Origin of the sequence: Streptomyces apricus, from assembly GCF_008369065.1 — a bacterium.
Classification (GTDB): domain Bacteria; phylum Actinomycetota; class Actinomycetes; order Streptomycetales; family Streptomycetaceae; genus Streptomyces; species Streptomyces apricus.
Genome location: NZ_VDFC01000006.1, coordinates 64,535 through 87,384 on the forward strand (window position 1 = coordinate 64,535; position 22,850 = coordinate 87,384).

The following is a 22,850-nucleotide window of genomic DNA, read 5'->3' on the forward strand; positions in this document are numbered from 1 at the left end:
GCCCAGCGGCGCAGCAGGGCGGGGTCCCGTCCCTCATGGGTGGGCGTGCCGGCGAGCAGGCGTACCGCCAGGTCCAGGTCGTCGGTGCCGGCGAGATCCGGCTCACCGGTGCCCGCAGCCGTACGGTCGGCAGGTCCGGGGGTCCGCGCCGCTCCCGCGGGCGTCCCCGCCGCGGCCAGGGAGCGGGTCATGACCGGACCTCCACCACGGCCACCACGGGCTCGTCGGCCGCGCGGTCGCGCATCTCGCTGCGGGCCAGGGCGAGCAGCGGCTGCGGGTCGAGGATCCCGGAGAGGTCCGCGATGCGGGAGCCGAGCAGCAGCCGCAGCGCGGGGGCGCGGACGCCGCCGTCGCCGTACGACGTCGCCTCGCGGACGAGGCTGCCCAGCAGTTCGGGGGCGGCTCCCACGGTGGTGGCGGTCACCTGCGCGTCGGCGGCGTGCAGGCGCACCACGCCGTCGGCGTCCACGACGCGCACGGGGTGCCGGGTGGCCCGCAGCCGGCGCCGCACCTCGGTGCCGTAGACCGTGTGGGCCGGTGTGCCGGCCAGGACGCGAACTCGCTCCGGGTCGGTCCTGAGGCTGGCGGCCGCGGCGGCGAGGCGTTCGGTGTCGTCGGCGCTGTGCGAGCGGTCCTGGGTGCGCAGTTCGGTGGCGCCGGTGGCGACGGCGCGGACGGTGCTGGTCTGCGGGTCGACGGTCACCTCGACCTCGACCCCGTCGGCGGCGGCGCCCTGGGCGACGACGGCCCGCTCGGCCTCGGCGCGGACGGCGAGGATCTGCTCCTGCGTGGCGCCGGGGACGATCCGCTCGATCTGTTCGCGCACCAGGGCCAGGGCCACGCCGATCGGGCTGATGACCTCGTTGTGCCGGGCGATCCTGCCCTCCATGCCGGTGAGCGCCGCGAGGTGCGGGGTGACGGTGGCCGCCCCTCCCCCGCCGCCGACGAGGACCGCGGTGGCGGGGTCCAGGCGGTACTCGCGCACGACCTTGTCGACCACCGCCTTCACGTGCTCGGCGCCCGCGTCCAGGATGCGGGCGGCGGCCGTGGGCACGTCCACGCCGAGCGCGGCGGCGAGCGGGGCGACGGCGGCCCTGGCCGCCTCCGGGTCGCAGTGCGCGAAGTCGCCCTCGGGGACGCGGCCGAGCGCGTTGGCGGCGCAGGTCAGGGTGAGGGCGTACCGGCCGCCCGGCGTGTCCAGGACGACGTGGTCGGCCGGGTCGCCGGGCATCGGGCGCACCGTGGCCAGGGTCGCGCCGCGCAGCTCGGCCGGGTCGGCGAAGCAGGCGTAGGGCAGTCCGGCGATGTGGGCGCTGCGCGGCCCGACGCCCGTGACGCGGGCCCGGCCGCCGCGGGTCCCGTCGCCCGGGGGAAGGTCCACGCGGACCATCGAGCCGCCGCCGACGCCGACCGTGCGGACGTCGAGGGCGTTGAGGTACGAGCTCCGGCCGAGCATCGTGGCGTGCCGGACGGCGACCTTGCCGCGGCGCACCACGCTGATGTCGGTGGAGGTGCCGCCGGTCTCCAGGAAGACGCCCTCGCTGATGCGCTCCTGCATCAGGGCGCCGGCGACCCCGGCCGCGGGGCCGGACAGCACGGTCAGCAGCGGGCGGCGGCGCATCTCGTCGAGTGCCATGACGCCGCCGTCGCAGCGCATGACCATCAGCGGCGCGGAGATGCCCGCCTTGGTGATGGAGGAGTCGACGAGGTCGGCGGTGGCGAGCATGCGCGGCAGGATGGCCGCGTTGACGACGGCGGTCCGGGTCCGCTTGTGCAGTCCGTACAGCGAGGTGATCTCGTGGGCGGCCGTCATCGGGAGCCCGGCGGGGCGGGCGGCGTCCAGGACGGCCCGCTCCCCCTCGGGGCGGTCGACGGCGAACGGCTCGGKGGCCACGAGGACTTCGGCCCCGTCCGCCGTGAGCCGGTCGACCGCGGCGCGGACGGCGGCCGCGTCGTCGGGGTCGGCCACGTGGGCATAGGCGAGCGGAAGCCGCTTGCCGGGGGCGGGTTCGAGCCGGCCCAGGGCGGCGAGCCGGCGGGTGAGGACGGCGCCGGGCCCGGTGCCGATGCCGATCAGGCCGACGGTGGCGACGTCGCCCTCCAGCAGGGCGTTGGTGGCCTGGGTCGTGCCGTGGGCGAGGAATGCGACGTCGGCGGGGTCGCGGCCGATCTGCCGCAGCAGCCGGTCCAGGGCCTCGACGATGCCGTGGGCGACGCCGTCCTCGTGGTGGTGGCTGGTGGGGACCTTGGCCTGGCCGAGCAGGCCGAGGGTGGTGGCGTCGACGGCGACGGCGTCGGTGAAGGTTCCGCCGACGTCGATGCCGACGCGGATTCTGTGGGTGGACATGTCCGGGCACCTCCTTGTGCTGGGTCTGTCGTGCGCGGGGACGGCCGGGCGGGGGCGGGGCGGCTCGCTCCCGCCCGGCTCCGGCCCGGGCCCGCGGTACGGCGGCCGGGGCCGCCGTGTACACCGGTGTTCCGTTGCTCCGTACGCCCGTTCAGTAGCCCCGTACGTCGGGCCAGTGGCGCTGCACCCCGTCGCGGTCGAGCCGGCGGGCGAACTCCTCGAACCGCTTGTCCTCGGCCTGCACCTGGGCGGGTTCGACGTCCTCGTCCAGGCAGTGGGCGGCGAGCGCGCCGGCGGCCTCGCCGATGTTCCACTCCACCGGGTGCAGCCGGTAGCAGCCGTTGGTGATGTGCGTGGTGCCGATGTTCTTGCCGGCGGGCAGCAGGTTGCGCACCCGCTTCGGGACCAGGGCGCCGAGCGGGATCTCGAAGGGCACCGAGCCGATGTCGATGTAGTTGTCGCCGCCCGTCGAGGGGTGCAGGTCGATGCGGTAGTTGCCCACGCCGACGGAGTCCCGATAGCGGGTGCCGCCGTAGGGGCCGACGAGGTCGATCGCCACGTCGTGCTCGGTGACGGTGGTGACCGCCTCGATGCGGCGCGCCTCGCGGACGTAGGGGGCCTTCGCGAGGCCGTCCGGGGTGCCGGTCACGTCCGGGCGCGGGCGCAGGCCCGGGAACCCGGTGCCGCCGTCCTGGCGGGGTGCCTCGGTCTGCAGCCAGTACAGGAGCGACAGGGACAGCTGCCGTGCCCCGGCGACCGCTTCGGCGCCGGTCTGCGCGCCCGCCCCGACCAGGGGCTTGAGCCAGTAGTCGTTCAGCGGCCAGTTGACGAGGGTGATGTCGGAGTCGAAGGCGCCGGAGCGGTGCAGCTTGCGCGCCAGGATGCGGCGGAAGCCCCACAGTTCCTTGTCCCCGGCGTCGGCGCTCTGGTCGGCGCTCACCGCGAGCGGGTCGAGTTCCGGGTTGGGCACGAAGGTGCGCGGCACGGCCTCCAGCGAGCGCGGGTCGGGGGCCTGGAAGCCGAGCAGCGGACCGGGCCAGAAGTCGGGCCGGTACTCCCGCCAGAAGGCGTAGTCCGCCGGCCGGTCGACGGTGTGGTCCTCGCCCTCGTGGTGGGAGAGCGCGAAGCACACGGTGATGCCCTGCTGGTTGAGCGGCTGGGCCTGCTCCGGGGCGTGCGGCTCGTCGTACGCGGACCGGGCCTCGGCCCCGGTGACGTGCTCCACGCCGGCCAGTTCCAGGAGTTCGCCCGTCTCGGTGGCGTCGATGACGTAGCGGGCGCCGAGCGTGACCTGCCGGCCGTCCGGGTGGTGCTCCAGCGTCACGGACCGTACGACATCGTTGTCCGCCTCGGCCGCGACGGGCCGGTGGTCGGTGAGGACGGTGAGCCGTCCGGCGGCACGGTGGGGGGCGAGCATCGCCTCGACGACGGCCAGCGCCACCCGCGGCTCGTGGCAGAGCTTGCTCACCCGCCCGGCGCCCGGGTTGAGGTCCGTAAGGGCCAGCGCCTCGGCGCGCAGCGGGTACCACTGCCGGTAGAACTGCCGTATCCCCTCGCGCAGTCGGCGGTACGAGGCGGTGGTGCCGAACTGCTCCACCCACGGGTGCTCGTCGGGCGGCACGGCCTGCGAGGTGAGCTGTCCGCCGAGCCAGTCGGTCTCCTCGGTGAGGACGACGCTGCGGCCGGCCCGGCAGGCGGCCAGGGCGGCGGCCACGCCGCCGAGTCCGCCGCCCACGACGAGGATGTCGGCTTTCGGGTTCACGCTTCTCCTAGCTGGTGGTTCGCGGTACGGCGGTGGCGCGCACCGGTGGACGGGCGGTCGTCAGCGCGGCTGCGGCGGGCTCCCGGTGGTCGTGCCGGCCCGGAACGCGCAGGCGACCAGGGGCTCCTGGGCCTCCTCGCCCGCCACGAGCAAGGCGAGCATCCGGACCGCGGCCGCGCCCAGCTGGTGGCGCGGCACGTCGAACCCGGTGGGCTGCGGACCGCCCGCGAGGTCGGGCGGCGGGCTGCCGAGCAGCGCGAGGGAGAGGTCGCCGGGGCAGCTCAGCCCCGCCGCGTCCACGGCCGCGCGCAGGGCGCGCCAGGCGCCCCCGGTGTCGGTCTCCTCCGCGACGAACGCGGTGACACCCTCGGCGAGCCAGCGGCGCAGCCGCTCGGGGGTGACCTCGCGCGCGGGGTCGGCGCAGCGGAACACCGCCCCGGGCCCGCCGGGCAGCGCGGCGGCCTCCAGCCCTTCCAGGAAGCCCTGCTGACGGTCCGTCGAGGCGGGCGCGTCGTCGTCCTCGCGGATCAGGACGACGCGCCGGTGCCCCGCGGACGCCAGGTGGCGGACCACTTCGCGGCTGGCGCTCACGTAGTCGGCGCCCACCCAGGCCAGGCCCTCCAGCTCCTCGCGGCGGCCGAGGTGCACGACCGGGAACCCGTCGGCGACCATCCGCTTCAGCTCGGCGAGCGGCACGTGACGGCCCAGGAACAGGCACCCGTCCGCGAGCCGGACCCGGTTGAGGGCCTCGGGTCCCGCCGCCTTGGCGCCGCCGGAGCTCGATCCCGTGAACAGCACCAGGTCGTACCCCCGCGCGGCGGCCTCCCGCTCCACCCCGACCAGAAAGGGGTAGTACGAGTGCTCCACGTCCGTGGGGAAGGTGGCCGTGAAGCTGTAGACGCCGAGCAGGTTGTTGCGCGCCGCCGCCAGCCGCTGCGCGGCCACGTCCGGTACGTAGCCGAGGCTGCGGGCCGCGTCGAGCACCCGCTGCCGCGTCTCGTCCGAGATCGCCGACCCCTGCGCCTTGTCCGACAGCACGAGCGACACCGTGGCCTGGGACACCCCGGCCAGCCGGGCGACCTCCGCCTGCCGCGGCCGGGACGGGCGTCCTCCCGCGCCGGGGGTCCGCCCGCGCCTGGGCCGCTTACTGGGCTGCTCCACCATGCTCCTCACCCGGCCGGCCCCCGGCCGACCTCTCCACTAATGCGTATAAGTAATGCGCATAACCTGCACTGTGGTGGGTGCGCCCGGCGCCGGTCAAGAGGTGCGGCACAACTTCCCGCGACGATGGAGCGCGACTCTCACAGACCGCCGCGCAGGGACCACCGACCCCCGCGCGGCGGCACCTTCGTCCGGACCATTGACCTGTTCCCGTCAGCCGGTTACCGTCCAGGCCGAGCCTTTCCCAGGTCTCCAGCTCCAGCACCTGTGCCCCCCACCGCAGTGTTCGGCAAGCCCCGGGAGTTCATCCATGCGCGCCTTGCGATCGTCCCTCGCCGCTCTCACCCTCACTCTGACAACGATGTCTGCCCTGATCGTGCAGGCCGCGCCACCCTCCTCCGCGGCGCCCTCGGCCGCGGCGGCGACGGTGTGCAACAAGTACTGCGACGCCCGCGACCCGGCCCTGAGCCCCCAGGACCGAAAGCCCGTGACGGCCACGCTCTTCTCGCGCTCGTTCGTGCTGCACTTCGACGACACCGACGCCATGGGCTGGGCGTCCGTCGCGGGCGGTAGCCCCGGGGACGAGGTGTGGCTGGACCGCTCCTTCGACGGCGGCCGCACCTGGTCCTCGAACAGCCGGCTGGGCGCCACCAAGGTCCCCGCGGGGCAGACCGGGTGGCGGACGCTGATGTACAACGTGGACGACTGGGCGGGCCACGGCGTCGGCGCACTGCGCGCCTGCGGCAAGGCCGCCGACCGGGCCGACATCGCCTGCACGCCCTGGGCCCGGACCACCTGGAACGCCGGCGACCGGCGCACCGCCGCCGCCACCGCGCAGATGCAGTTCTACAACTACGGCACCGGCCTGTTCGACACCACCGGCTGGTGGAACTCGGCGAACGCGCTGCACTCCGTCATCGACAACATCCGGGTCACCGGCATGCAGAGCTACCGGTACGCCATCGCGCGCACCTACGACCTCCAGATCAACTCCGCCGACGGGCAGTTCCGCAACGAGTACATCGACGACACCGGCTGGTGGGGCCTGACCTGGATCGCCGCCTACGACCTGACCGGCGACCCGCGCTACCTGGCCACCGCGCGGGCCGACGCCGACCACATGGCCCGCTACTGGGACGGCACCTGCGGCGGCGGGGTGTGGTGGACCACCGGCCGGACGGTGAAGAACGCCATCCCCAACTCCCTCTACATCGAGCTCAACGCGGCCCTGCACAACCGCATCGCGGGTGACACCACCTACCTGCAGCGGGCGAGGGCCGGCTGGAGCTGGTTCCAGGGCACCGGCATGATCAACGCCGACCAGACGGTGAGCGACGGCCTGAACACGAGCACCTGCAAGCTCGGCGACACCACGGTCTGGTCCTACAACCAGGGTCAACTCATCGGCGGCCTCACCGAGTTGCACCGGGCCACCGGGGACGCCTCGGTGCTCGCCGCCGCCCGCCGGATCGCCGACGCCAACACCACGTCGAGCAAACTCAACACCGCGGCCGGCATCCTCAGGGACCCCTGCGAGTCGGGTGACTGCGGCGCCGACGGCCCCTCCTTCAAGGGCGCCGACGTACGCGGGCTGGCGAAGCTCAACGCGGCCCTGCCGGACCGCCCCTACACGGCCTACCTCAACAGGCAGGCCGCACAGGCCTACGCCGCGGACCGCAACGCCCTCGACCAGTACGGCCTGCGCTGGTACGGCCCGCTGGACAAGGCGGACGCGGCACGCCAGCACAGCGCGCTCGACCTGATGAACGCGGCGTCCTGACGGCCGCGGTGCCCTGACGTCCGCGGCGTCCTGACGGGCCCGGCGTCCCGAGCGCCGTCGGACGCATCTGTCCTCCCGTCCGGAGAGGGCCGGACGGGGTCGGGCGCATGACCCGGGCCCGGGGTGGAACTCCGTAGGACAGGCGCGTCCGGGAGGCGGACGCACGGGACGGACGGAGCTGGCCGATGACGGTCGACCTCACCGGTTTCCTCGGCGTGGTACTGCTCGCCTACCTCATCCCGGGCCCCGACTTCCTGGTCGTCGCGCGGGCGGCCGCCCGGCGCCCCGCGCTGGGCCGCGCGGCCGGTCTGGGCGCCCAGGCCGGGCTGTGCGTCCACATGTGCGCGGCCGCCCTGGGCCTGTCCGCCGTCGCCGCCGGCTCGGCACTCGCCTTCACCGCGGTCAAGCTCGCCGGCGCCGCCTACCTGGTCTTCCTGGGCGTGCGCGCGCTCCTCGACGCCCGCCACCGCCACCGCGGCACGTCCGCCCCCTCCCGGGGAACGGCGGACGCCGGTCCCACCGCCGCGGCCGGCCGGCGGCCCACCCGGCGCGACAGCTTCCTCCAGGGGTTCCTCACCAACGTGCTCAACCCCAAGGCGGCCCTGTTCTTCCTCAGCGTCCTCCCGCAGTTCGTCGACCACGGAGGGTCCCCGACGCGGCAGATCTTCCTGCTGGGCGTCCTCGACGTGGCCGTCGGCGTCGTCTTCTGGCTCGTCCTGGCGGCCGTCGCCGGGCGCCTGCGCACCTCCTTCGGCCCGGCGTGCCGGCGCCGCTGGGAACTCGTGAGCGGCTGGCTGTTCATCGCCGTCGGGGTCGGCGTCGCGGCGACCGAGTGACGCCCGGGCCGCCCCGCCGTGCCGGACACCGTCCCGGTCGAAGCGCTTCACCGCGCTCCGGCATAGGCTCCCCGGGTCCGCGGAGGAACCTTCGCCGCCGCACTCACCAGGGACGGACATGGCGCTCTTCGACAACCCCGTCATACCCGGCTTCAGCCCGGACCCGAGCATCTGCCGGGTGGGCGACGACTACTACCTGGCGACGTCCAGTTTCGAGTACGCACCGGGCGTACCCCTGTGGCACAGCCGCGACCTGGTCCACTGGCGGCTGATCGGGCACGCCCTGGACCGGCCCGCACAGCTGGAACTGCCCGACACGGCGCCGTCGTCCGCGGGCGTGTACGCGCCCACGCTGCGCCACCACGACGGCCTCTTCCTGCTGATCACCACCGTGGTCGGCGGGGCGGGCACCGTCCTGGTGACCGCCGAGGACCCGGCGGGCCCCTGGTCGGACCCGGTGCCGGTCGGCGTCCCCGGCATCGATCCCGATCTGGCCTGGGAGGAGGACGGGACCTGCTGGTGCCTGTACTCGGCCGACGGCATCCACGGGGTCCGCATCGACCCCTCGTCCGGCCGGCTGCTGGGCGAGCCCGTGCCGATGTGGTCCGGCAGCGGACTGCAGTACCCCGAGGGCCCGCACCTGTACCGGGTCGGCGACTGGTGGTACCTGCTGCTGTCGGAGGGCGGCACCGAGCGCGGCCACGCCCTGTCGGTGGCCAGGTCCCGTACGCTGCCGGGGCCGTTCGAGCCGCACCCGGCCAACCCCGTGCTGTCGCACCGCAGTACGGACCACCCGGTGCAGAACACCGGCCACGGCGACCTGGTCCGGGCGCAGGACGGGAGCTGGTGGATCGTGCTGCTGGGCACCAGGCCCCGCGGCGACACACCGATGTACCACGGCATGGGCCGGGAGACGTTCCTGGCGCCGGTGCGGTGGGAGGACGGGTGGCCGCTGCCGGGCCCGGTGGAACTGCGTGCGCGGGCCCCGCAGCTCGCACCGCACCCCTGGCCGCCGGAGCCGGACCGGGACGACTTCGACTCCCCCGCCCTCGCGCCCTGCTGGGTGTCCCCCCGCCGCGGCGACCCGGAGGCCGTCCGTCTCGGCGAACGCCCCGGCCACCTGGTCCTGCACGCCCGCGCCGGCAGCCTCGACACACCCGGCGCGCTCTTCGTCGGCCGGCGCCAGCGCGACCCCGACTGCTCGGCACGCACGCGCGTCGACGTCGCGGGCGGCGGCCGGGGCGGTCTCGCCGTCCGTCTGGACGAGGCGCACCACTACGAGGTGGAGGTCGGCGGCGGCACGGTCCGCGCGGTCGCCAGGATCGGCCCGCTGAGCAGTACGCTCGCCGAACGGCCTGTTCCGGAGGGCCCGTTGACCCTGCGGATCGACGTCACGACCTCCGGCGTCCTGCCGCCCACGGTCACCTCCCGCGACCCGCAGGCGCCTCCTCCGTCCGGCCTGCGCGGCGGCGGACCGGACACCCTGCGCCTGGGCTACGAGAGGGAGGGCGGCGGCTTCGAGGTCCTCGCCGAACTCGACGGCCGCTACCTCACCACCGAGGTCGCGGGCGGTTTCACGGGCCGTGTCATCGGCATGTACGCGACCCGGGGCAGCGCGGCCTTCGACTGGTTCGAGCTGCGGCGCGCCTGAGGGGCGGAGGAGGAGGGCGGCCGGAGGAGAACCCACTCCTTGCCACTCTTAACTTATAGCGCACCGGGGGGCTTGCGGCAAGGCCCCCACCGTGCCGCACAATCGCTGTCCTTGAGGCCGTCACCTGCGGAAATGAGGATCACCGACGTGCGAAGTGCGCGAGTTGTCACCGGCTCACACCCTCCGGTCGACGGCGGTGCCACGGGCTCACCGGCCGCCGGCGCGTTCGACCTGCCCGACCACCTCGCCGCCAAGGCCGACCCGCTCCTGATCGGCCGCGACGAGCGGCACTTCGCGGCCGTCGCGCGGAGCCTGCGGCGGGCGACCGCCGAACTGTCCGACCGGCTCGAAGCCGAACGCCGGGCGCCCGGCGGCACCGGCCGGGAGGCGATGGAACGCGACGCGGAGATCCACCGGCTGACCGCCCGTCTGCGCGCCCTGAGCCGCTTCGGCCTGGACCTGTGCCTGGGGCACGTCGTCCCCGCAGACGGCTCCGAGCCCCTGTACATCGGGCGGCTCGGCCTCACCGACGGCGACGGGAACCGGCTGCTGACGGACTGGCGCTCCCCCGCGGCGGAGCCGTTCTTCGCGGCCACCCACGCCGACCCGATGGGGCTGGCGAGCCGCCGCAGGTACCGCTGGACCCGCGGCCGGATCAGCGACTACTGGGACGAGGTGTTCACCGCCGAGGGGCGTGAGGGGCACGCCGCGCTCGACGACCACTCCGCCTTCGTCGCGAGCCTGGGCGACACCCGCTCGCCCCGGATGCGCGACGTGCTGGCCACCATCCAGGCCGACCAGGACGCCGTCATCCGCGCGGACTCCCGCGGCACCCTGGTCGTCGACGGCGGCCCGGGGACGGGCAAGACGGTCGTCGCCCTGCACCGATCGGCCTACCTCCTCTACTCCGACCCGCGGCTGGGCCACCGCCGGGGCGGCGTGCTGTTCGTCGGCCCGCACCAGCCCTACCTGTCCTACGTCGCCGACGTCCTGCCCGGTCTCGGCGAGGAGGGCGTGCGGACCTGCACGCTGCGGGACCTGGTCGCCGAGGGGGCCGGGGCGCCGGAGGAGACCGATCCGGAGGTGGCCGCCCTGAAGTCGACCGCGGACATGGTGCGCGCGGTGGAGAAGGCCGTCCGGTTCTACGAGACACCACCCACCGGGAACACGGTCGTCACGACCCCCTGGGCCGACGTCCCGCTGACCGCCGACGACTGGACCGAGGCCTTCGCGGCGCCGGGCCCCGGCGCCCCGCACAACGAGGCGCGCGAGCAGGTCCGGGAGGCCCTGTGCGCGATCCTGCTGGACAAGCTGGACACGGACGGCGCGGACATCCCGCCCGAGGCGTTCCGCGGGTGGCTGCTGCGCGACGAGGAGCTGACCGCGGCCCTGAACGGGGCATGGCCGCTGATCGAGGCGGCCGACCTCGTCGGGGACCTGTGGTCCGTGCCCGCCTACCTGCGGATGTGCGCTCCCTGGCTCGGCCCCGACGACGTACGCAGGCTGCGGCGCGCGGACCCGCAGGCGTGGACGGTGTCCGACCTGCCGATCCTGGACGCGGCACGGCAGCGGCTCGGCGACCCGCGGGCGGCCCGGCGCAGGCGCCGACAGGAGGCGGTCCTGGCCGCCCAGCGCGAGCGGATGACGCAGGTGGTCGACAACCTGATCGAGGCGGCCGGCGCGTCGGGCGCCGACGGCGACGAGGGGATGGGCCTGGTGCGGATGCTGCGCGGCGAGGACGCCGGGGTCAGCCTGGTCGACGAGTCCGAGCTGGCGACCGCAGATCCGGACCTGCTCGCCGGCCCGTTCGCGCACGTCGTCGTGGACGAGGCCCAGGAGCTGACCGACGCCGAGTGGCAGATGCTGCTGCTGCGCTGCCCGTCCCGGAGCTTCACCGTCGTGGGGGACCGCGCCCAGGCCAGGCACGGGTTCACCGAGTCGTGGCGGGAGCGTCTTGAGCGGGTCGGGCTCGACCGGATCGAGGTGGCCTCGCTGGGCATCAACTACCGGACGCCGCGGGAGGTCATGGCGGAGGCCGAGCCGGTCGTGCGGGCCGCGCTCCCGGACGCCAACGTGCCGGTCTCCATCCGCGGCAACGGCATCCCGGTCGTGCACGGGTCCGTCGCCGACCGGGACGCGGTCCTGGACGACTGGCTGGCCACGCGCGGCGACGGGATCGCCTGCGTCATCGGCGACCCCTCGTTCCGGGCAACGCCGCGGGTCCGGTCGCTGACGCCGCGGCTGGCCAAGGGGCTCGAATTCGACCTGGTCGTCCTCGTCGACCCGGCGCGGTTCGGCGAGGGCGTCGAAGGGGCGGTCGACCGCTACGTCGCGATGACCCGCGCGACCGAGCGGCTCGTCGTCCTGACGAGTTAAAGCTGTCCTGACGAGCTGAAGCCGTCCTGACGAGCTGAGGCCGTCCCGGCGGGCCGGCGCCATCCCGGCCGGCCGACGTTTCCTTCCGCGGCGCGCGGTTACCCAGGCACTGACCGGGGGCGTCACGGAAGCCGGAACGGAGTGGCCATGGCCGGCATGAAGGTGTCCGACCACATCCTGCAGCGACTGCGCGAGTGGGACGTGGAACACGTCTTCGCCTACGCGGGCGACGGGATCAACGGTCTGCTGGCCGCCTGGGGCCGGGCGGACAACGAACCGAAATTCGTCCAGGCGCGCCACGAGGAGATGGCCGCGTTCCAGGCGGTCGGCTACGCCAAGTTCTCCGGCAGGGTCGGGGTGTGCGCGGCCACCTCCGGACCCGGCGCCATCCACCTGCTGAACGGCCTCTACGACGCCAAGCTCGACCACGTCCCGGTCGTCGCGCTGGTCGGGCAGACGAACCGCAGCGCCATGGGCGGCTCGTACCAGCAGGAGGTCGACCTGCAGAACCTCTACAAGGACGTCGCCTCGGACTTCTGCGAGACGGCGACGGTGCCGGAGCAGCTGCCGAACCTGATCGACCGGGCGATCCGCACCGCGTACGCCCGGCGGACGGTCACCGCGGTCATCCTGCCCGCCGACGTGCAGGAGCTGGACTACAGCCCGCCGACCCACGCGTTCAAGATGGTGCCGTCCAGCCTGGGGCTCGGGCGCTCCGCACCGGTGCCGGCCGACGACGACGTCCGGCGGGCCGCAGAGGTGCTGAACGCCGGGGAGAAGGTCGCCGTCCTGATCGGGCAGGGCGCCCGCGGGGCGCGTACCGAGGTCGAGGAGCTGGCGGAGGTGCTCGGCGCCGGGGTCGCCAAGGCCCTGCTGGGCAAGGACGCCCTACCGGACGACCTGCCCTACGTGACCGGGTCCATCGGGCTGCTGGGCACCCGCCCGTCCTACGAGCTGATGCGGGACTGCGACACGCTCCTGGTGATCGGCTCCAGCTTCCCGTACAGCCAGTTCCTGCCGGAGCTGGACCAGGCGCGGGCCGTGCAGATCGACATCGACCCGCACATGATCGGCCTGCGCTACCCCTTCGAGGTGAACCTCGTGGGGGACGCCGGCGAGACGCTGCGCAAGCTGCTGCCGCACCTGCGGCGCAAGGAGGACCGCGCCTGGCGCGAGGGCGTGGAGCGGAACGTCTCCCGCTGGTGGGAGGTCATGGAGCGGCGCGCCGCCGTGCCCGCCGACCCGGTCAACCCCGAGTACGTCGTGCACGCCCTGGACTCCCGGCTGCCCGACGACGTGATCCTGGCCGCCGACTCCGGTTCCGCCGCCAACTGGTACGCCCGCCACCTGCGGCTGCGCGGCCGGATGCGCGGCTCCCTGTCCGGGACACTGGCGACGATGGGCCCCGGCGTGCCGTACGCCATCGGCGCGAAGTTCGCCCACCCCGACCGGCCCGCCATCGCCCTCGTCGGGGACGGGGCCATGCAGATGAACGGCATGATGGAGATGGTCACCGCCGCCAAGTACCACCGCGAGTGGTCCGATCCGCGGCTGGTCGTGGCGGTGCTCAACAACGGCGACCTCAACCAGGTCACCTGGGAGATGCGGGCCATGTCCGGCGCCCCGCAGTTCGAGGAGTCGCAGCACATCCCCGACCTGCCCTACGCGGACATCGCCCGCAGCATCGGCCTGGACGGGGTGCGGGTGGAGAAGCCCGAGGAGGTCGGGCCGGCCTGGGACCGGGCGCTCGCGGCCGACGGCCCCTTCGTCCTCGACTTCCGCTGCGACCCGGCCGTGCCGCCGATCCCGCCGCACGCCACCCTGGACCAGATCGAGGCGGCGGCCTCGGCGGTCCTGCACGGCGACAGCGACCGCGGGTCCATGATCCGCCAGGGGTTCAGGTCGAAGGTGCAGGAGTTCCTGCCGGGCGGTCGGCACCGCTCCGGGTAGGGGCTTCCGGGCGGGCGGGCCGCGGCCCCCGGCCGCGTACGGTTGTCCGCCGTCGCGGTCCGGCACTACCGTGCGGCGGTGGACCTCTTCTCGCTCTCCTGGACGGCGCTGCGCTCGGCGGTCGCGGACGTCCCGGACGAAGACTTCGACCGGCCGTCCGGCTGTACCGGCTGGCTCGTGCGGGACCTCGTGTGCCATCTGGTCATCGACGCCCAGGACGTGCTGATCACCTTGGTCACCCCGGCGGCCTCCGCACCGACCGTGGACGCGGTCACCTACTGGCGGCTCGTCGGACCCCCGACCGGCGAGGACCCGCTGGACGCGCTGGTCCCCCGGCTGGCCGCCGCGTACGGCGGGCCCGAGCTGCTCAGGTTCCACCTCGACGACGTCGGCGGCGCCGCCGGCCGGGCCGCGGTGCTGGCCGATCCGGCGGCCCGCGTCGGCACCCGCGACGAGGTCCTGACGGCCGGCGACTACCTGTCGGCGTACGTGCTCGAATGGACCCTGCACCACCTCGACCTGATCGCGCACCTGCCGTCCACCGCGTGTTTCCCGGGTCGTAGAGCGCCGTGATCCGGTAGATGCCGGAGGGTGCGGAGATCGTGAGCGGGCCTTCCTCGTTGACGACGCAATTGCCCCTGGCCGGACGTGTGGTGTACAGCGGCTCGCCGCGGTAGAAGTCGATCTGCGCGCCGGTGTCGACGTTCACGGCCTGGAACCGGATCGTCGTGCCGGGCAGGACACCGTTCCCGCCCAGGCGGAAGGTGTCGCCGCGGAAGGTGTGGAAGGTCGGGACGCCGAGGGTCCGGTCCCCGTTGTAGCCGGAGAAGTAGATCGCGCCGGGCTTGGTCAGATAGGCGTGGCCGGCGGTGTTGCACGGGCCCGCGGCCTGGGCCGGCGTGGCCACCCCGGCGGGGACGGCCACCGTCAGCGCGGCGCAGGCCAGCAGGGTGAGCGTGGATGTGAGCGGGCGCGGGCGGGCATGACGGGTCATTGGCGTACCTCCTGTGCAGAGGGCCCGGACCGGTTCCGGACCGGGTCGCGGCAGATGTCGTTGCCACAGGGCATTCGCAACGGGACGACTACCGGATGGGGCGGACGCGGACCCGGACGCGGCAGTGGACGATGCGGCGAATGACGCACCCCCCTGTTTGAGCGATCGCTCAAACAGGGGTACCTTGCGGTTTGAGCGAACGCTCAAACCGCAAGAGGGAGGGGGCGGTCATGGGGTTGTACGTGGAGACCCTGATCGAGGCCGACATGGACGTGCTCTGGGAGCGGACCCAGCATCCGGCCCTGCACCAGAGCTGGGACCTGCGGTTCACCTCGATCTCCTACCTGCCCCGCGCCGCGGGGCAGCCGCAGCGCTTCCGCTACGCGACCCGGCTGCTGCCCCTGCTGTGGATCGCCGGCACCGGGGTCAGTGCGGGTGAGCGGCAGCGGTCCGACGGCACACGCGTCTCGGCGCTGCGCTTCGCCTCGCCCCATCCGCTCTCGCTGCTCGCCGAGGGCAGCGGCTACTGGCGCTACGTCCCCACCCCCGCCGGGATCCGCTTCCTGACGGGCTACGACTACCGCCCCCGGTGGGGCCGTTGCGGCGCCCTCGCCGACCGGCTGGTCCTGCGGCCGCTCATGGGGTGGGCCACCGCCTGGTCCTTCGACCGCCTGCGGTTGTGGTGCGAGCGGGGAATCCACCCCCGGGCCGCGCTCGCACGCGCGCTGGGAGAGTGCGCCGTGCGCCTCGCCCTGGTCCTCGCCGTCCTGTTCGCCTCTCCCCCGGCCCCGCTCGTTCCCGGTCCGGCCGCTGTCGTTCCGGCCGCCCTGGCCGTCCTCGCCGTCCTGGCCGTCCTAGCCGTCCTGCTGCTGCCTCCGCTGCCCGGCACTCCCGCCGCGCGCCGCTGCCGGCGCACCCCGCCGGACCGGGTGCGCGCCCCCCGTCTGCTCGACACCCTGGAGCCCTCGTGACCTCGATCTTCCACCGGCACATGGGCGCCGCCTTCGGGCGTCTGCACCCCGAGATCCGCCGGCGCTTCTCCGTCGGACTCGACAGCGGCCAGGCCTGCGTCGGACGCGGGACGATGGAGCGGATCCATCATGGGGCGCCCTTCGTCAAGCCGTTCCTGCGGCTCGGCGGGACGCGCAACATCCTGGTCCCGCGCGAGGGCCGCGACGTGCCCTTCGTCATCGAGAACTTCCCCTACACCGACTCCTTCGGCCGCGAGACCGTCACGTTCGTGCGCAGCTTCCACCTGCCCCGGCACGTGCACCGCTTCGACGCGACCATGGTCCTCGGCCCCGGACGCGACTGCATCCTCGACTACCTCGGCACCCACCAGCACCTCGCCAGCGACCTCTACATGAGCGCCGAACCCGACGGCTCGCTCCTCATCCGCTCCGGCACGCACCGCTTCCGGGAGGGTCCCGTCGACGTCCGGGTCCCCTCGGTGATCGCGGGCGACGCCGAGGTCCGCGAGTCGTTCGACGAGGACACCGGCCGCTTCCGCATCCAGGTGCGGGTGACCAACCGGTACTTCGGCCACCTCTTCGGCTACGAGGGCTCCTTCACCGCCGAGTACGTCGACGTCGGCGCCCATCCGCCGCGCGCCGGCCTGCGGCCCGTGCGCGAGGAGGCCCGCGCGTGAGCCCCTCCGCCCAGGACACCCGCCTCAAACTGCTCGACGGCGCCCTGCGCACCGTGGTCGAGCAGGGCATCGCCAAGACCTCGGCCCGCTCGATCGCGACCACCGCCGGGGTCAACCAGGCGCTGATCTTCTACCACTTCGGCTCGGTCGACGAACTCCTCGCCGCGGCCTGCGTGCACGGCGCCGAACAGCGCGTCGCCCGCTACCGCAAGCAGTTCGCGGCCCTGGGCTCCCTCACCGAACTGCTGGCGTTCGCCCGCACGATGCACGCCGAGGAACGCGCCGCCGGACAGGTGGCCGTCCTGGGGCAGCTGCTGGCCGCCGCGCAGACCTCGCCCGCGCTCGCGGCCGCGACATCCGCCGGGCTCGCCCTGTGGATCGAAGAACTCGAAACCGTCCTGGCCCGGCTGCTCACCGCGACCCCCCTGGCCGCCTTCGCCGACCCCGCGGGACTGGCCCGCGCCACGGCGGCCTCCTTCATCGGCATCGAGCTGTACGAGGGGATCGACTCTCCGGGCGCCGCCCGCGCCCTGGACTCGCTCGAACAACTCGCCGCGCTCGCCCAGGCCCTGGAAGGGCTCGGCCCGCTGTCCCAGCGAGCCGTCGCCCACCGACTGCGCCGCCGCTCCCGCGAGTGACCCGACACCCGCCACGGACCCGCGGCGGTCCACCGGACGGCCACGGACCGCCACGGACGACGGCCGGTCAGACGCGCGGGCGATGGGGTCCGTCCGGGCGGAAGCGGGTGAGGGCGCGGGAAAGGGCCCGTAACAGGGCGCTCGCGCACCGCAGGGTCAGGTGAGCGGTGCACAGCAGCAGGTCCCGGGCGGCCGGGCGCGGGCCCCGCGGGGGGCGCGGACGGTCCGCGGCCACGTCCGCCCGTACCGCCTCCCACACGTGCGGGGGCGGCGTCTGCAGCACGTCGCCCGGGTAGGTGTGGCGGCCGGCCTCCACGACGCGTTCGTAGACGGTGAGCTGCTCGCGGCAGACCGGGCACACGCTCAGGTGACGGGCGGCGGGAGCGCTCCAGGCGGTCCGGTTGCCGTCGAGGGCGTGGACGGCGAGCTCCGCGTTCGGGATGTGGCGCAGGGGCCGTTGCTCGGTCACACCGTCACCTCCTCATGGCCTGGCGCGCAGGCCTCGGGGTCCAGTCACCGTGCCCGCGTCCGAGGTCGCCCGGAGCCGACCGGTGTCAGCCCCCTTTACGGGCGGTACCGCGGTCCCGGATGCATCACCCCCGCAGCCCCGACGCATCGTTTACGCATCGAATCGGTGGCGCGCCCCGGTGCGGCGGTCACTCGGCGTGCCCTTGCACCCCGTCGCCGCGCAGGCAGCTGCTGAGGCGGTGGAGGCCGCGCCGGGCATGGCTCTTGACCGTGCCCAGGGGCCAGCCGGTGAGCTCGGCGATCTGGGTCTGCGTCAGGTCGTCGTAGAAGGCGAGGGTGAGCACGCGGCGCTGGGCCTCCGGCAGCTTGGCGAGCTCGTGGGCCAGCAGGACCCGGTCGAGCACCGCGGCCTGGGTGTCGTGGTCCGCGGGCCCGACGGACATCCTGGCCCCGGCCGCCGCGACGAGGTGCGCCCGCCGGGTGCGCGCCGACAGCGCGTCGGCGACCTTGCGGCGGGTGATGCCGACCAGCCAGGCGCCCAGGGCGCCCCGCTCCGGGGCGAATCCCGCACGCCCGCGCCACGCGGCCAGGAACACCGTCTGGGTGACGTCCTCCGCCTCCCGGGCGTCCCCGAGGGAGCGCTGCGCCAGCGTGTACACGAGGGCGCCCCACCGGTGGTAGACGGCGGCCAGGCACTCCTCGTCGCCCGCGGCGAACCGCGCGGCGAGTTCCTCGTCGGCCAGGTGCTCCTCCGCCGGAGCCCACAGCGGGACGTCGTCGAGGGCCTGCTCGGTGACCTGCTGTACGGCCATGATGTCTGCTCCTCGTATGGGCCGGACCCGGTGCGTCCCGCGAGGGGGGTACCCCTGTTCGCCCGTCCCACGGATGTCGGTCGTTCGTCGCTCGCCCGGGCGTGTTCCGCTCCTCCACCCTGCGAGAACCTCAAGCGGTGCAACAACTTGCATCGTCTCTGCATCACTTTCCGCCGATCGAGAACCGATCCCACCTTGTCGCCCGTCCGGCGCATCCGTAGGCGCCTCTGCCGAGGAAAGCGTTCAGTCAGACACACATGCGATCGCGACGAGAGGACCCGGGATGCGCTCCAGCCAGGCGAAGGACCACTCGGTGGCCGGGGCGGCGCCCGGCCCTCATCCGGAGCCCCGGCCCCTGCGTTCCGAGCACACCCGCGGCTCCGCGGGCGGCGCGCACGGTGCGGCGGACGGCACCGCGCGCCCCGGGGGCGGCCGGCCCGGCCCGGGCCGGCTCACGGAGGACCCCCGGCTCCCGAGGTTCCCGCTGGACATGGACGATCTGCACGTCATCGACACTGAGGTGTCCGCGGCCGTGGGGCGTGTGCTGGAGGACCATCTGGCCGAACGGGTGGAGCGGGCCGCCGCCCTCGACCCGGTCTTCGGCCACGACCTGGCCGAACGCGTCGCACGGTTCACCCTGGACGGCGGCAAGCGCATCCGGTCCCGGTTCGTCTGGTGGGCCCTGCGTGCCTGCGGCGGCGGTCCGCGCGAGGCGGAGGCCGCCCTGCGCGTCGGCGCCGCCCTCGAACTGATCCAGACCGGCGCCCTGGTGCACGACGACGTGATGGACGACGCGCGGCTGCGCCGGGGGCGGCCCGCCCTGCACGTGGACGTCGCCGCCCAGTACGCCGACAGCGTGCCGCGGGAGCTCGGCCCGCGGTTCGGCGAGGCCGCGGCGATCCTCGCCGGTGACCTGTCGCTGGCCTGGGCGGACGACCTCCTGGCGAGTGTGGGCACGGCGCCGGTGGCCGTGCGCGACCTGTGGAGCGCCATGCGCACCGAGATGGTGGCCGGGCAGTACCTGGACCTGCACGGCCAGGCCACCTCCTCCCGCTCCCTGGCCCGCGCGATCCGTGCCGCCTGCCTCAAGAGCGCCCTGTACTCCGTGGAGCGTCCGCTGGCGCTCGGCGCCGCGCTGGCCGGGGCGGACGCCGCACGCAGCGAGGCCCTGTGCGCGGCGGGCCGGCGCGTCGGCATCGCCTTCCAGCTGCGCGACGACCTGGCCGACGTCTTCGGCGACCCCCGGCGCACCGGCAAGCCGGTGGGCGGCGACATCCGGGCGGGCAAGCCCACCTACCTGGTCGCCCTGGCGCAGGCCCGGGCCGAGGCGACCGGGGACCGGCACGGCCTGGCCGTGCTGCGGCGCTCGCTCGGCCGCGCCGACCTGTCCGACAACCGTCTTGAGGAGGTCCGCGACGTGCTCGTCACGACCGGCGCCCGCACCATCGTCGAAGCCAGGATCGAACGGCTGGTCGCCCAGGGCATGCGCCACCTGGACTCCGTGCCGCTGGAGCCGGACGCCCGGCGACGGCTGCGCGAGCTGCTGCACGCCACGGCCGGTACGGCCTCCGGCGGTACGGCCTCCGGTGGTACGGCCTCCGGCGGCGGTACGGCTCCCACCGCCGCGCCGTCGTCCGTGCCGTCCGCGTCATCCGCTCCGTCGGCGTCCGCGGTGTCCCCCGGGGCGCCACCGGGCGAGGTCCCACCGCCCGGGACGCAGGACGACGGCACGCACGCCTCGCTCCTGCTCGCCGCCGGTGCCGAGGGGGCCGTCCGATGACCAGGAACGTCCCCGGACGTACGGACCACGTGGTGGTGGTCGGTGCCGGACTCTCCGGTCTCGCCGCCGCCCTGCACCTGCTCGGCGCGGGCCGCCGGGTCACCGTCGTGGAGCGCGACGACCTGCCCGGGGGCCGCGCCGGCCGCCTGGACCGCGGCGGCTACCGCATGGACACCGGCCCCACCGTGCTGACCATGCCCGATCTGGCCGACGAGGCCTTCGCCGCGGTCGGCGAGAACCTGCGCGACCGCGTCGACCTGATCCCCCTGCACCCGGCCTACCGGGCGCTCTTCGCCGACGGCAGCGGCATCGACGTACACACCGGGGCGGAGGCGATGGAGGCCGAGGTCGAGCGGTTCGCGGGCGCCTCGGAGGCCGCGGGCTACCGGCGGCTGCGCGGGTGGCTGGAGCAGCTGTACCGGGCGCAGATGCGGCACTTCATCGACACGAACTTCGACTCGCCCTTCCAGCTGCTCACCCCCGACCTGGCGCGGCTGGCGGCGCTCGGCGGCTTCGGGCGGCTGGACGCGCGGATCGGCCGCTACCTGCGCGACGAGCGGCTGCGCCGGGTCTTCTCCTTCCAGTCGCTGTACGCCGGGGTCCCGCCCAAGCAGGCCCTCGCCGCGTACGCCGTGATCGCCTACATGGACACCGTCGCCGGCGTGTACTTCCCCCGCGGCGGCATGCACGCCCTGCCGCAGGCCATGGCCGACGCCGCCGAGAAGGCGGGCGCCGACCTGCGCCTCGGGCAGGACGTCACCCGGCTGGAGCGCTCCGGCGACCGGGTCACCGCGGTCGTCACCGACCAGGGGCGCATCCCGTGCGACGCCGTGGTCCTCACCCCGGACCTGCCGGTCGCCTACCGCCTCCTCGGTCACACGCCGCGCCGGCCGCTGCGGATGAGGCACGCGCCGTCGGCCGTCGTGCTGCACGCCGGCACCGACCGGACCTGGCCCGGACTGGCGCACCACACGCTGTCGTTCGGCGACCGCTGGCACGGCACCTTCGACGAACTCACCCGCACCGGCGACCTGATGAGCGATCCCTCGCTGCTCATCACCCGTCCGACCACCACCGACCCCGGCCTCGCCCCGCCCGGCCGCCACCTGCACTACGTCCTGGCCCCCTGCCCCAACACCGACATCGGGCCGGACGTCACCGCCTGGGGCGAGCTCGGCCCGCGCTACCGCGACAGCGTCCTGCGGGAGCTGGAGCGGCGCGGATTCGACGGCTTCGCCGACGCGATCGAGGAGGAGACCCTGGTCACCCCGGCCGACTGGCACGCCCAGGGACACGCGGCGGGCACGCCCTTCTCGGCGGCCCACACCTTCGCGCAGACCGGTCCGTTCCGGCCGCGCAACCTCGTGCGCGGCACCGAGAACGCCGTGCTCGCCGGCTGCGGCACGACGCCGGGCGTCGGCGTCCCGACCGTGCTGCTGTCCGGCAAGCTCGCCGCGGCCCGGATCACCGGGCGGCACACGGCCCCCGCCCCGGGGCGCGCACGCACCGCGACGGCACCGGCCTCCGCGGCACCGACCACGCCCACCGCACCCGTCACACCCACAGCACCCACAGCACCCACAGCACCGGAAGGAAACCGCCGATGACCGTCCGCGAACTCGACGCGGCAGGCATCACCGAGCCCGTTCTGCGCGACGCCTACGCCCGGTGCCGCCGACTCAACGCCCGGCACGGCAGGACCTACTTCCTCGCCACCCGGCTGCTGCCCATGGAGCGGCGCCCCGCCGTCCACGCCCTCTACGGCTTCGCCCGCTGGGCGGACGACATCGTCGACGACCTGGACCAGGACATCCCGGTCCGGCGCCGCGCGGCGGACCTCGCCCGGCTGCACGAGGACCTGGAACGGGGCCTCAGGGACGGGGACAGCACCGAACCCGTGGTCCTCGCGCTGGCCGACACCGCCCGCCGGTACGACATCGACCACCGGCACTTCAGCGACTTCATGGCGTCGATGCGCAGCGACCTGGAGGTCACCGACTACCCGACCTACGACGACCTGCGCGCGTACATGCACGGTTCCGCGGCGGTCATCGGCCTCCAGATGCTGCCGATCCTCGGGACCGTGGTCCCGCGCGAGGAGGCCGCCCCGCACGCGGCCGCCCTCGGCGTCGCCTTCCAGCTGACCAACTTCCTGCGCGACGTCGGCGAGGACCTCGACCGCGGACGCGTCTACCTGCCCGCCGACCTGCTCGGCGCGCACGGCGTCGACCGCGAGCTGCTGACCTGGAGCCGTTCCACCGGCCGCCGCGACCCGAGGATCACCGAGGCGCTGAAGGCCGTCGAGGACCTCACCCGCGGGGTCTACCGCGAGGCGGCGCCCGGACTCGCGATGCTCGACCCGGTGGCGCGTCCCTGCATCCGCACGGCCTTCGTGCTGTACGGGGGCATCCTGGACGCGGTCGCCGACGACGGGCACGCGGTGCTGCACCGCCGGGCCGTGGTCCCCCGGCGCCGGCGTGCCGCGGTGGCCGTCGACGGGCTCGTACGCCTGCTGGCCGCGCGGGCCACGACGCGCGAGCGCCGGGCGGTGCGGCCCGGGCCCTCCGCGCTGCCGGTCCAGGCGCCCCCGGCGGCCCCGGCGGACCCCGCGGTCCTGGAGAGGCCCGCGACCGCCGGGTCCTCCGTC

The 22,850-nt window shown here is 74.6% G+C and carries 16 protein-coding genes and 2 pseudogenes; 12 read left to right on the plus strand and 6 right to left on the minus strand.

What is annotated here, in order from left to right; all coding sequences use genetic code 11:
• From FGF04_RS39880 to FGF04_RS02755, 4 genes and pseudogenes are all read right to left on the minus strand, one after another.
• Positions 1 to 191 (minus strand): annotated as a pseudogene (locus FGF04_RS39880) (hypothetical protein); the annotation flags it as partial.
• Complete coding sequence (locus FGF04_RS02745) at positions 188 to 2,347, minus strand: hydantoinase/oxoprolinase family protein (RefSeq protein ID WP_149509577.1); 2,160 nt, start codon at positions 2,345 to 2,347, stop codon at positions 188 to 190. The pseudogene FGF04_RS39880 and the gene FGF04_RS02745, both read right to left, overlap by 4 nt.
• Before the next feature lie 151 nt (positions 2,348 to 2,498).
• Positions 2,499 to 4,109, minus strand: a complete 1,611-nt coding sequence (locus FGF04_RS02750; protein WP_149509578.1) for an FAD-dependent oxidoreductase — start codon at positions 4,107 to 4,109, stop codon at positions 2,499 to 2,501.
• A gap of 60 nt (positions 4,110 to 4,169) precedes the next feature.
• Complete coding sequence (locus FGF04_RS02755) at positions 4,170 to 5,273, minus strand: LacI family DNA-binding transcriptional regulator (RefSeq protein ID WP_149509579.1); 1,104 nt, start codon at positions 5,271 to 5,273, stop codon at positions 4,170 to 4,172.
• A 358-nt stretch (positions 5,274 to 5,631) separates the two neighbouring features.
• Between FGF04_RS02755 and FGF04_RS02760 the strand changes: the two genes are divergently transcribed.
• From FGF04_RS02760 to FGF04_RS02800, 9 genes and pseudogenes are all read left to right on the plus strand, one after another.
• Positions 5,632 to 7,050 carry a glycoside hydrolase family 76 protein gene (locus tag FGF04_RS02760; RefSeq protein WP_235882151.1) on the plus strand — a complete coding sequence of 473 codons (1,419 nt, stop codon included), beginning with the start codon at positions 5,632 to 5,634 and terminating at the stop codon, positions 7,048 to 7,050.
• Between the two features lie 185 nt (positions 7,051 to 7,235).
• Entirely contained in the window at positions 7,236 to 7,886 is a 651-nt protein-coding gene (locus FGF04_RS02765; RefSeq protein WP_149509581.1) for a LysE family translocator, read from the plus strand.
• Positions 7,887 to 8,004: 118 nt separating this feature from the next.
• Positions 8,005 to 9,537, plus strand: a complete 1,533-nt coding sequence (locus tag FGF04_RS02770) for a glycoside hydrolase family 43 protein (protein ID WP_149509582.1) — start codon at positions 8,005 to 8,007, stop codon at positions 9,535 to 9,537.
• 231 nt (positions 9,538 to 9,768) lie between these two features.
• Positions 9,769 to 11,913: an RNA polymerase recycling motor ATPase HelR gene (gene helR, locus FGF04_RS02775; protein ID WP_149509596.1), complete on the plus strand. Its 2,145-nt coding sequence runs from the start codon at positions 9,769 to 9,771 to the stop codon at positions 11,911 to 11,913.
• A 156-nt stretch (positions 11,914 to 12,069) separates the two neighbouring features.
• A complete protein-coding gene (locus FGF04_RS02780) occupies positions 12,070 to 13,863 on the plus strand; it encodes a thiamine pyrophosphate-requiring protein (protein ID WP_149509597.1) in 1,794 nt (597 codons plus the stop codon).
• 78 nt (positions 13,864 to 13,941) lie between these two features.
• Positions 13,942 to 14,409: pseudogene (locus FGF04_RS02785) on the plus strand (maleylpyruvate isomerase N-terminal domain-containing protein); the annotation flags it as partial.
• Between the two features lie 678 nt (positions 14,410 to 15,087).
• Positions 15,088 to 15,828, plus strand: a complete 741-nt coding sequence (locus FGF04_RS02790) for a hypothetical protein (protein ID WP_149509584.1) — start codon at positions 15,088 to 15,090, stop codon at positions 15,826 to 15,828.
• Complete coding sequence (locus FGF04_RS02795; protein ID WP_149509585.1) at positions 15,825 to 16,505, plus strand: DUF4166 domain-containing protein; 681 nt, start codon at positions 15,825 to 15,827, stop codon at positions 16,503 to 16,505. Before FGF04_RS02790 ends, FGF04_RS02795 begins: the two co-directional genes overlap by 4 nt.
• The gene (locus FGF04_RS02800; protein WP_149509586.1) at positions 16,502 to 17,143 is read left to right on the plus strand and encodes a TetR/AcrR family transcriptional regulator; all 642 of its coding nucleotides are present in this window, start codon (positions 16,502 to 16,504) and stop codon (positions 17,141 to 17,143) included. The genes FGF04_RS02795 and FGF04_RS02800 overlap by 4 nt, the downstream gene beginning before the upstream one ends.
• Positions 17,144 to 17,210: 67 nt before the next feature.
• Here FGF04_RS02800 and FGF04_RS02805 read toward each other — a convergent pair whose 3' ends face one another.
• Positions 17,211 to 17,612, minus strand: coding sequence for a hypothetical protein (locus FGF04_RS02805; RefSeq protein ID WP_149509587.1), 402 nt, complete (start codon positions 17,610 to 17,612; stop codon positions 17,211 to 17,213).
• A gap of 187 nt (positions 17,613 to 17,799) precedes the next feature.
• Positions 17,800 to 18,423, minus strand: a complete 624-nt coding sequence (locus FGF04_RS02810) for a sigma-70 family RNA polymerase sigma factor (protein WP_149509588.1) — start codon at positions 18,421 to 18,423, stop codon at positions 17,800 to 17,802.
• Positions 18,424 to 18,706: 283 nt separating this feature from the next.
• Here FGF04_RS02810 and FGF04_RS02815 point away from each other — a divergent pair, with 283 nt between their 5' ends.
• From FGF04_RS02815 to FGF04_RS02825, 3 genes are all read left to right on the plus strand, one after another.
• Positions 18,707 to 20,203 carry a polyprenyl synthetase family protein gene (locus tag FGF04_RS02815; RefSeq protein WP_149509589.1) on the plus strand — a complete coding sequence of 499 codons (1,497 nt, stop codon included), beginning with the start codon at positions 18,707 to 18,709 and terminating at the stop codon, positions 20,201 to 20,203.
• Positions 20,200 to 21,810, plus strand: a complete 1,611-nt coding sequence (locus tag FGF04_RS02820; protein ID WP_149509590.1) for a phytoene desaturase — start codon at positions 20,200 to 20,202, stop codon at positions 21,808 to 21,810. Before FGF04_RS02815 ends, FGF04_RS02820 begins: the two co-directional genes overlap by 4 nt.
• Positions 21,807 to 22,850: phytoene/squalene synthase family protein (locus FGF04_RS02825; protein ID WP_149509591.1), on the plus strand; the 1,044-nt coding region annotated here is incomplete at its 3' end. The genes FGF04_RS02820 and FGF04_RS02825, both read left to right, overlap by 4 nt.

Excerpts from the sequence above, each read along its gene's own strand:
- FGF04_RS02790 (WP_149509584.1), top strand. The coding sequence starts at position 15,088 with ATGGGGTTGTACGTGGAGACCCTGATCGAGGCCGACATGGACGTGCTC.
- FGF04_RS02815 (WP_149509589.1), top strand. The coding sequence starts at position 18,707 with ATGCGCTCCAGCCAGGCGAAGGACCACTCGGTGGCCGGGGCGGCGCCC.
- FGF04_RS02820 (WP_149509590.1), top strand. The coding sequence starts at position 20,200 with ATGACCAGGAACGTCCCCGGACGTACGGACCACGTGGTGGTGGTCGGT.
- FGF04_RS02755 (WP_149509579.1), bottom strand. The coding sequence starts at position 5,273 with ATGGTGGAGCAGCCCAGTAAGCGGCCCAGGCGCGGGCGGACCCCCGGC.
- FGF04_RS02810 (WP_149509588.1), bottom strand. The coding sequence starts at position 18,423 with ATGGCCGTACAGCAGGTCACCGAGCAGGCCCTCGACGACGTCCCGCTG.
- FGF04_RS02765 (WP_149509581.1), top strand. The coding sequence starts at position 7,236 with ATGACGGTCGACCTCACCGGTTTCCTCGGCGTGGTACTGCTCGCCTAC.
- FGF04_RS02770 (WP_149509582.1), top strand. The coding sequence starts at position 8,005 with ATGGCGCTCTTCGACAACCCCGTCATACCCGGCTTCAGCCCGGACCCG.
- FGF04_RS02780 (WP_149509597.1), top strand. The coding sequence starts at position 12,070 with ATGAAGGTGTCCGACCACATCCTGCAGCGACTGCGCGAGTGGGACGTG.
- FGF04_RS02760 (WP_235882151.1), top strand. The coding sequence starts at position 5,632 with ATGTCTGCCCTGATCGTGCAGGCCGCGCCACCCTCCTCCGCGGCGCCC.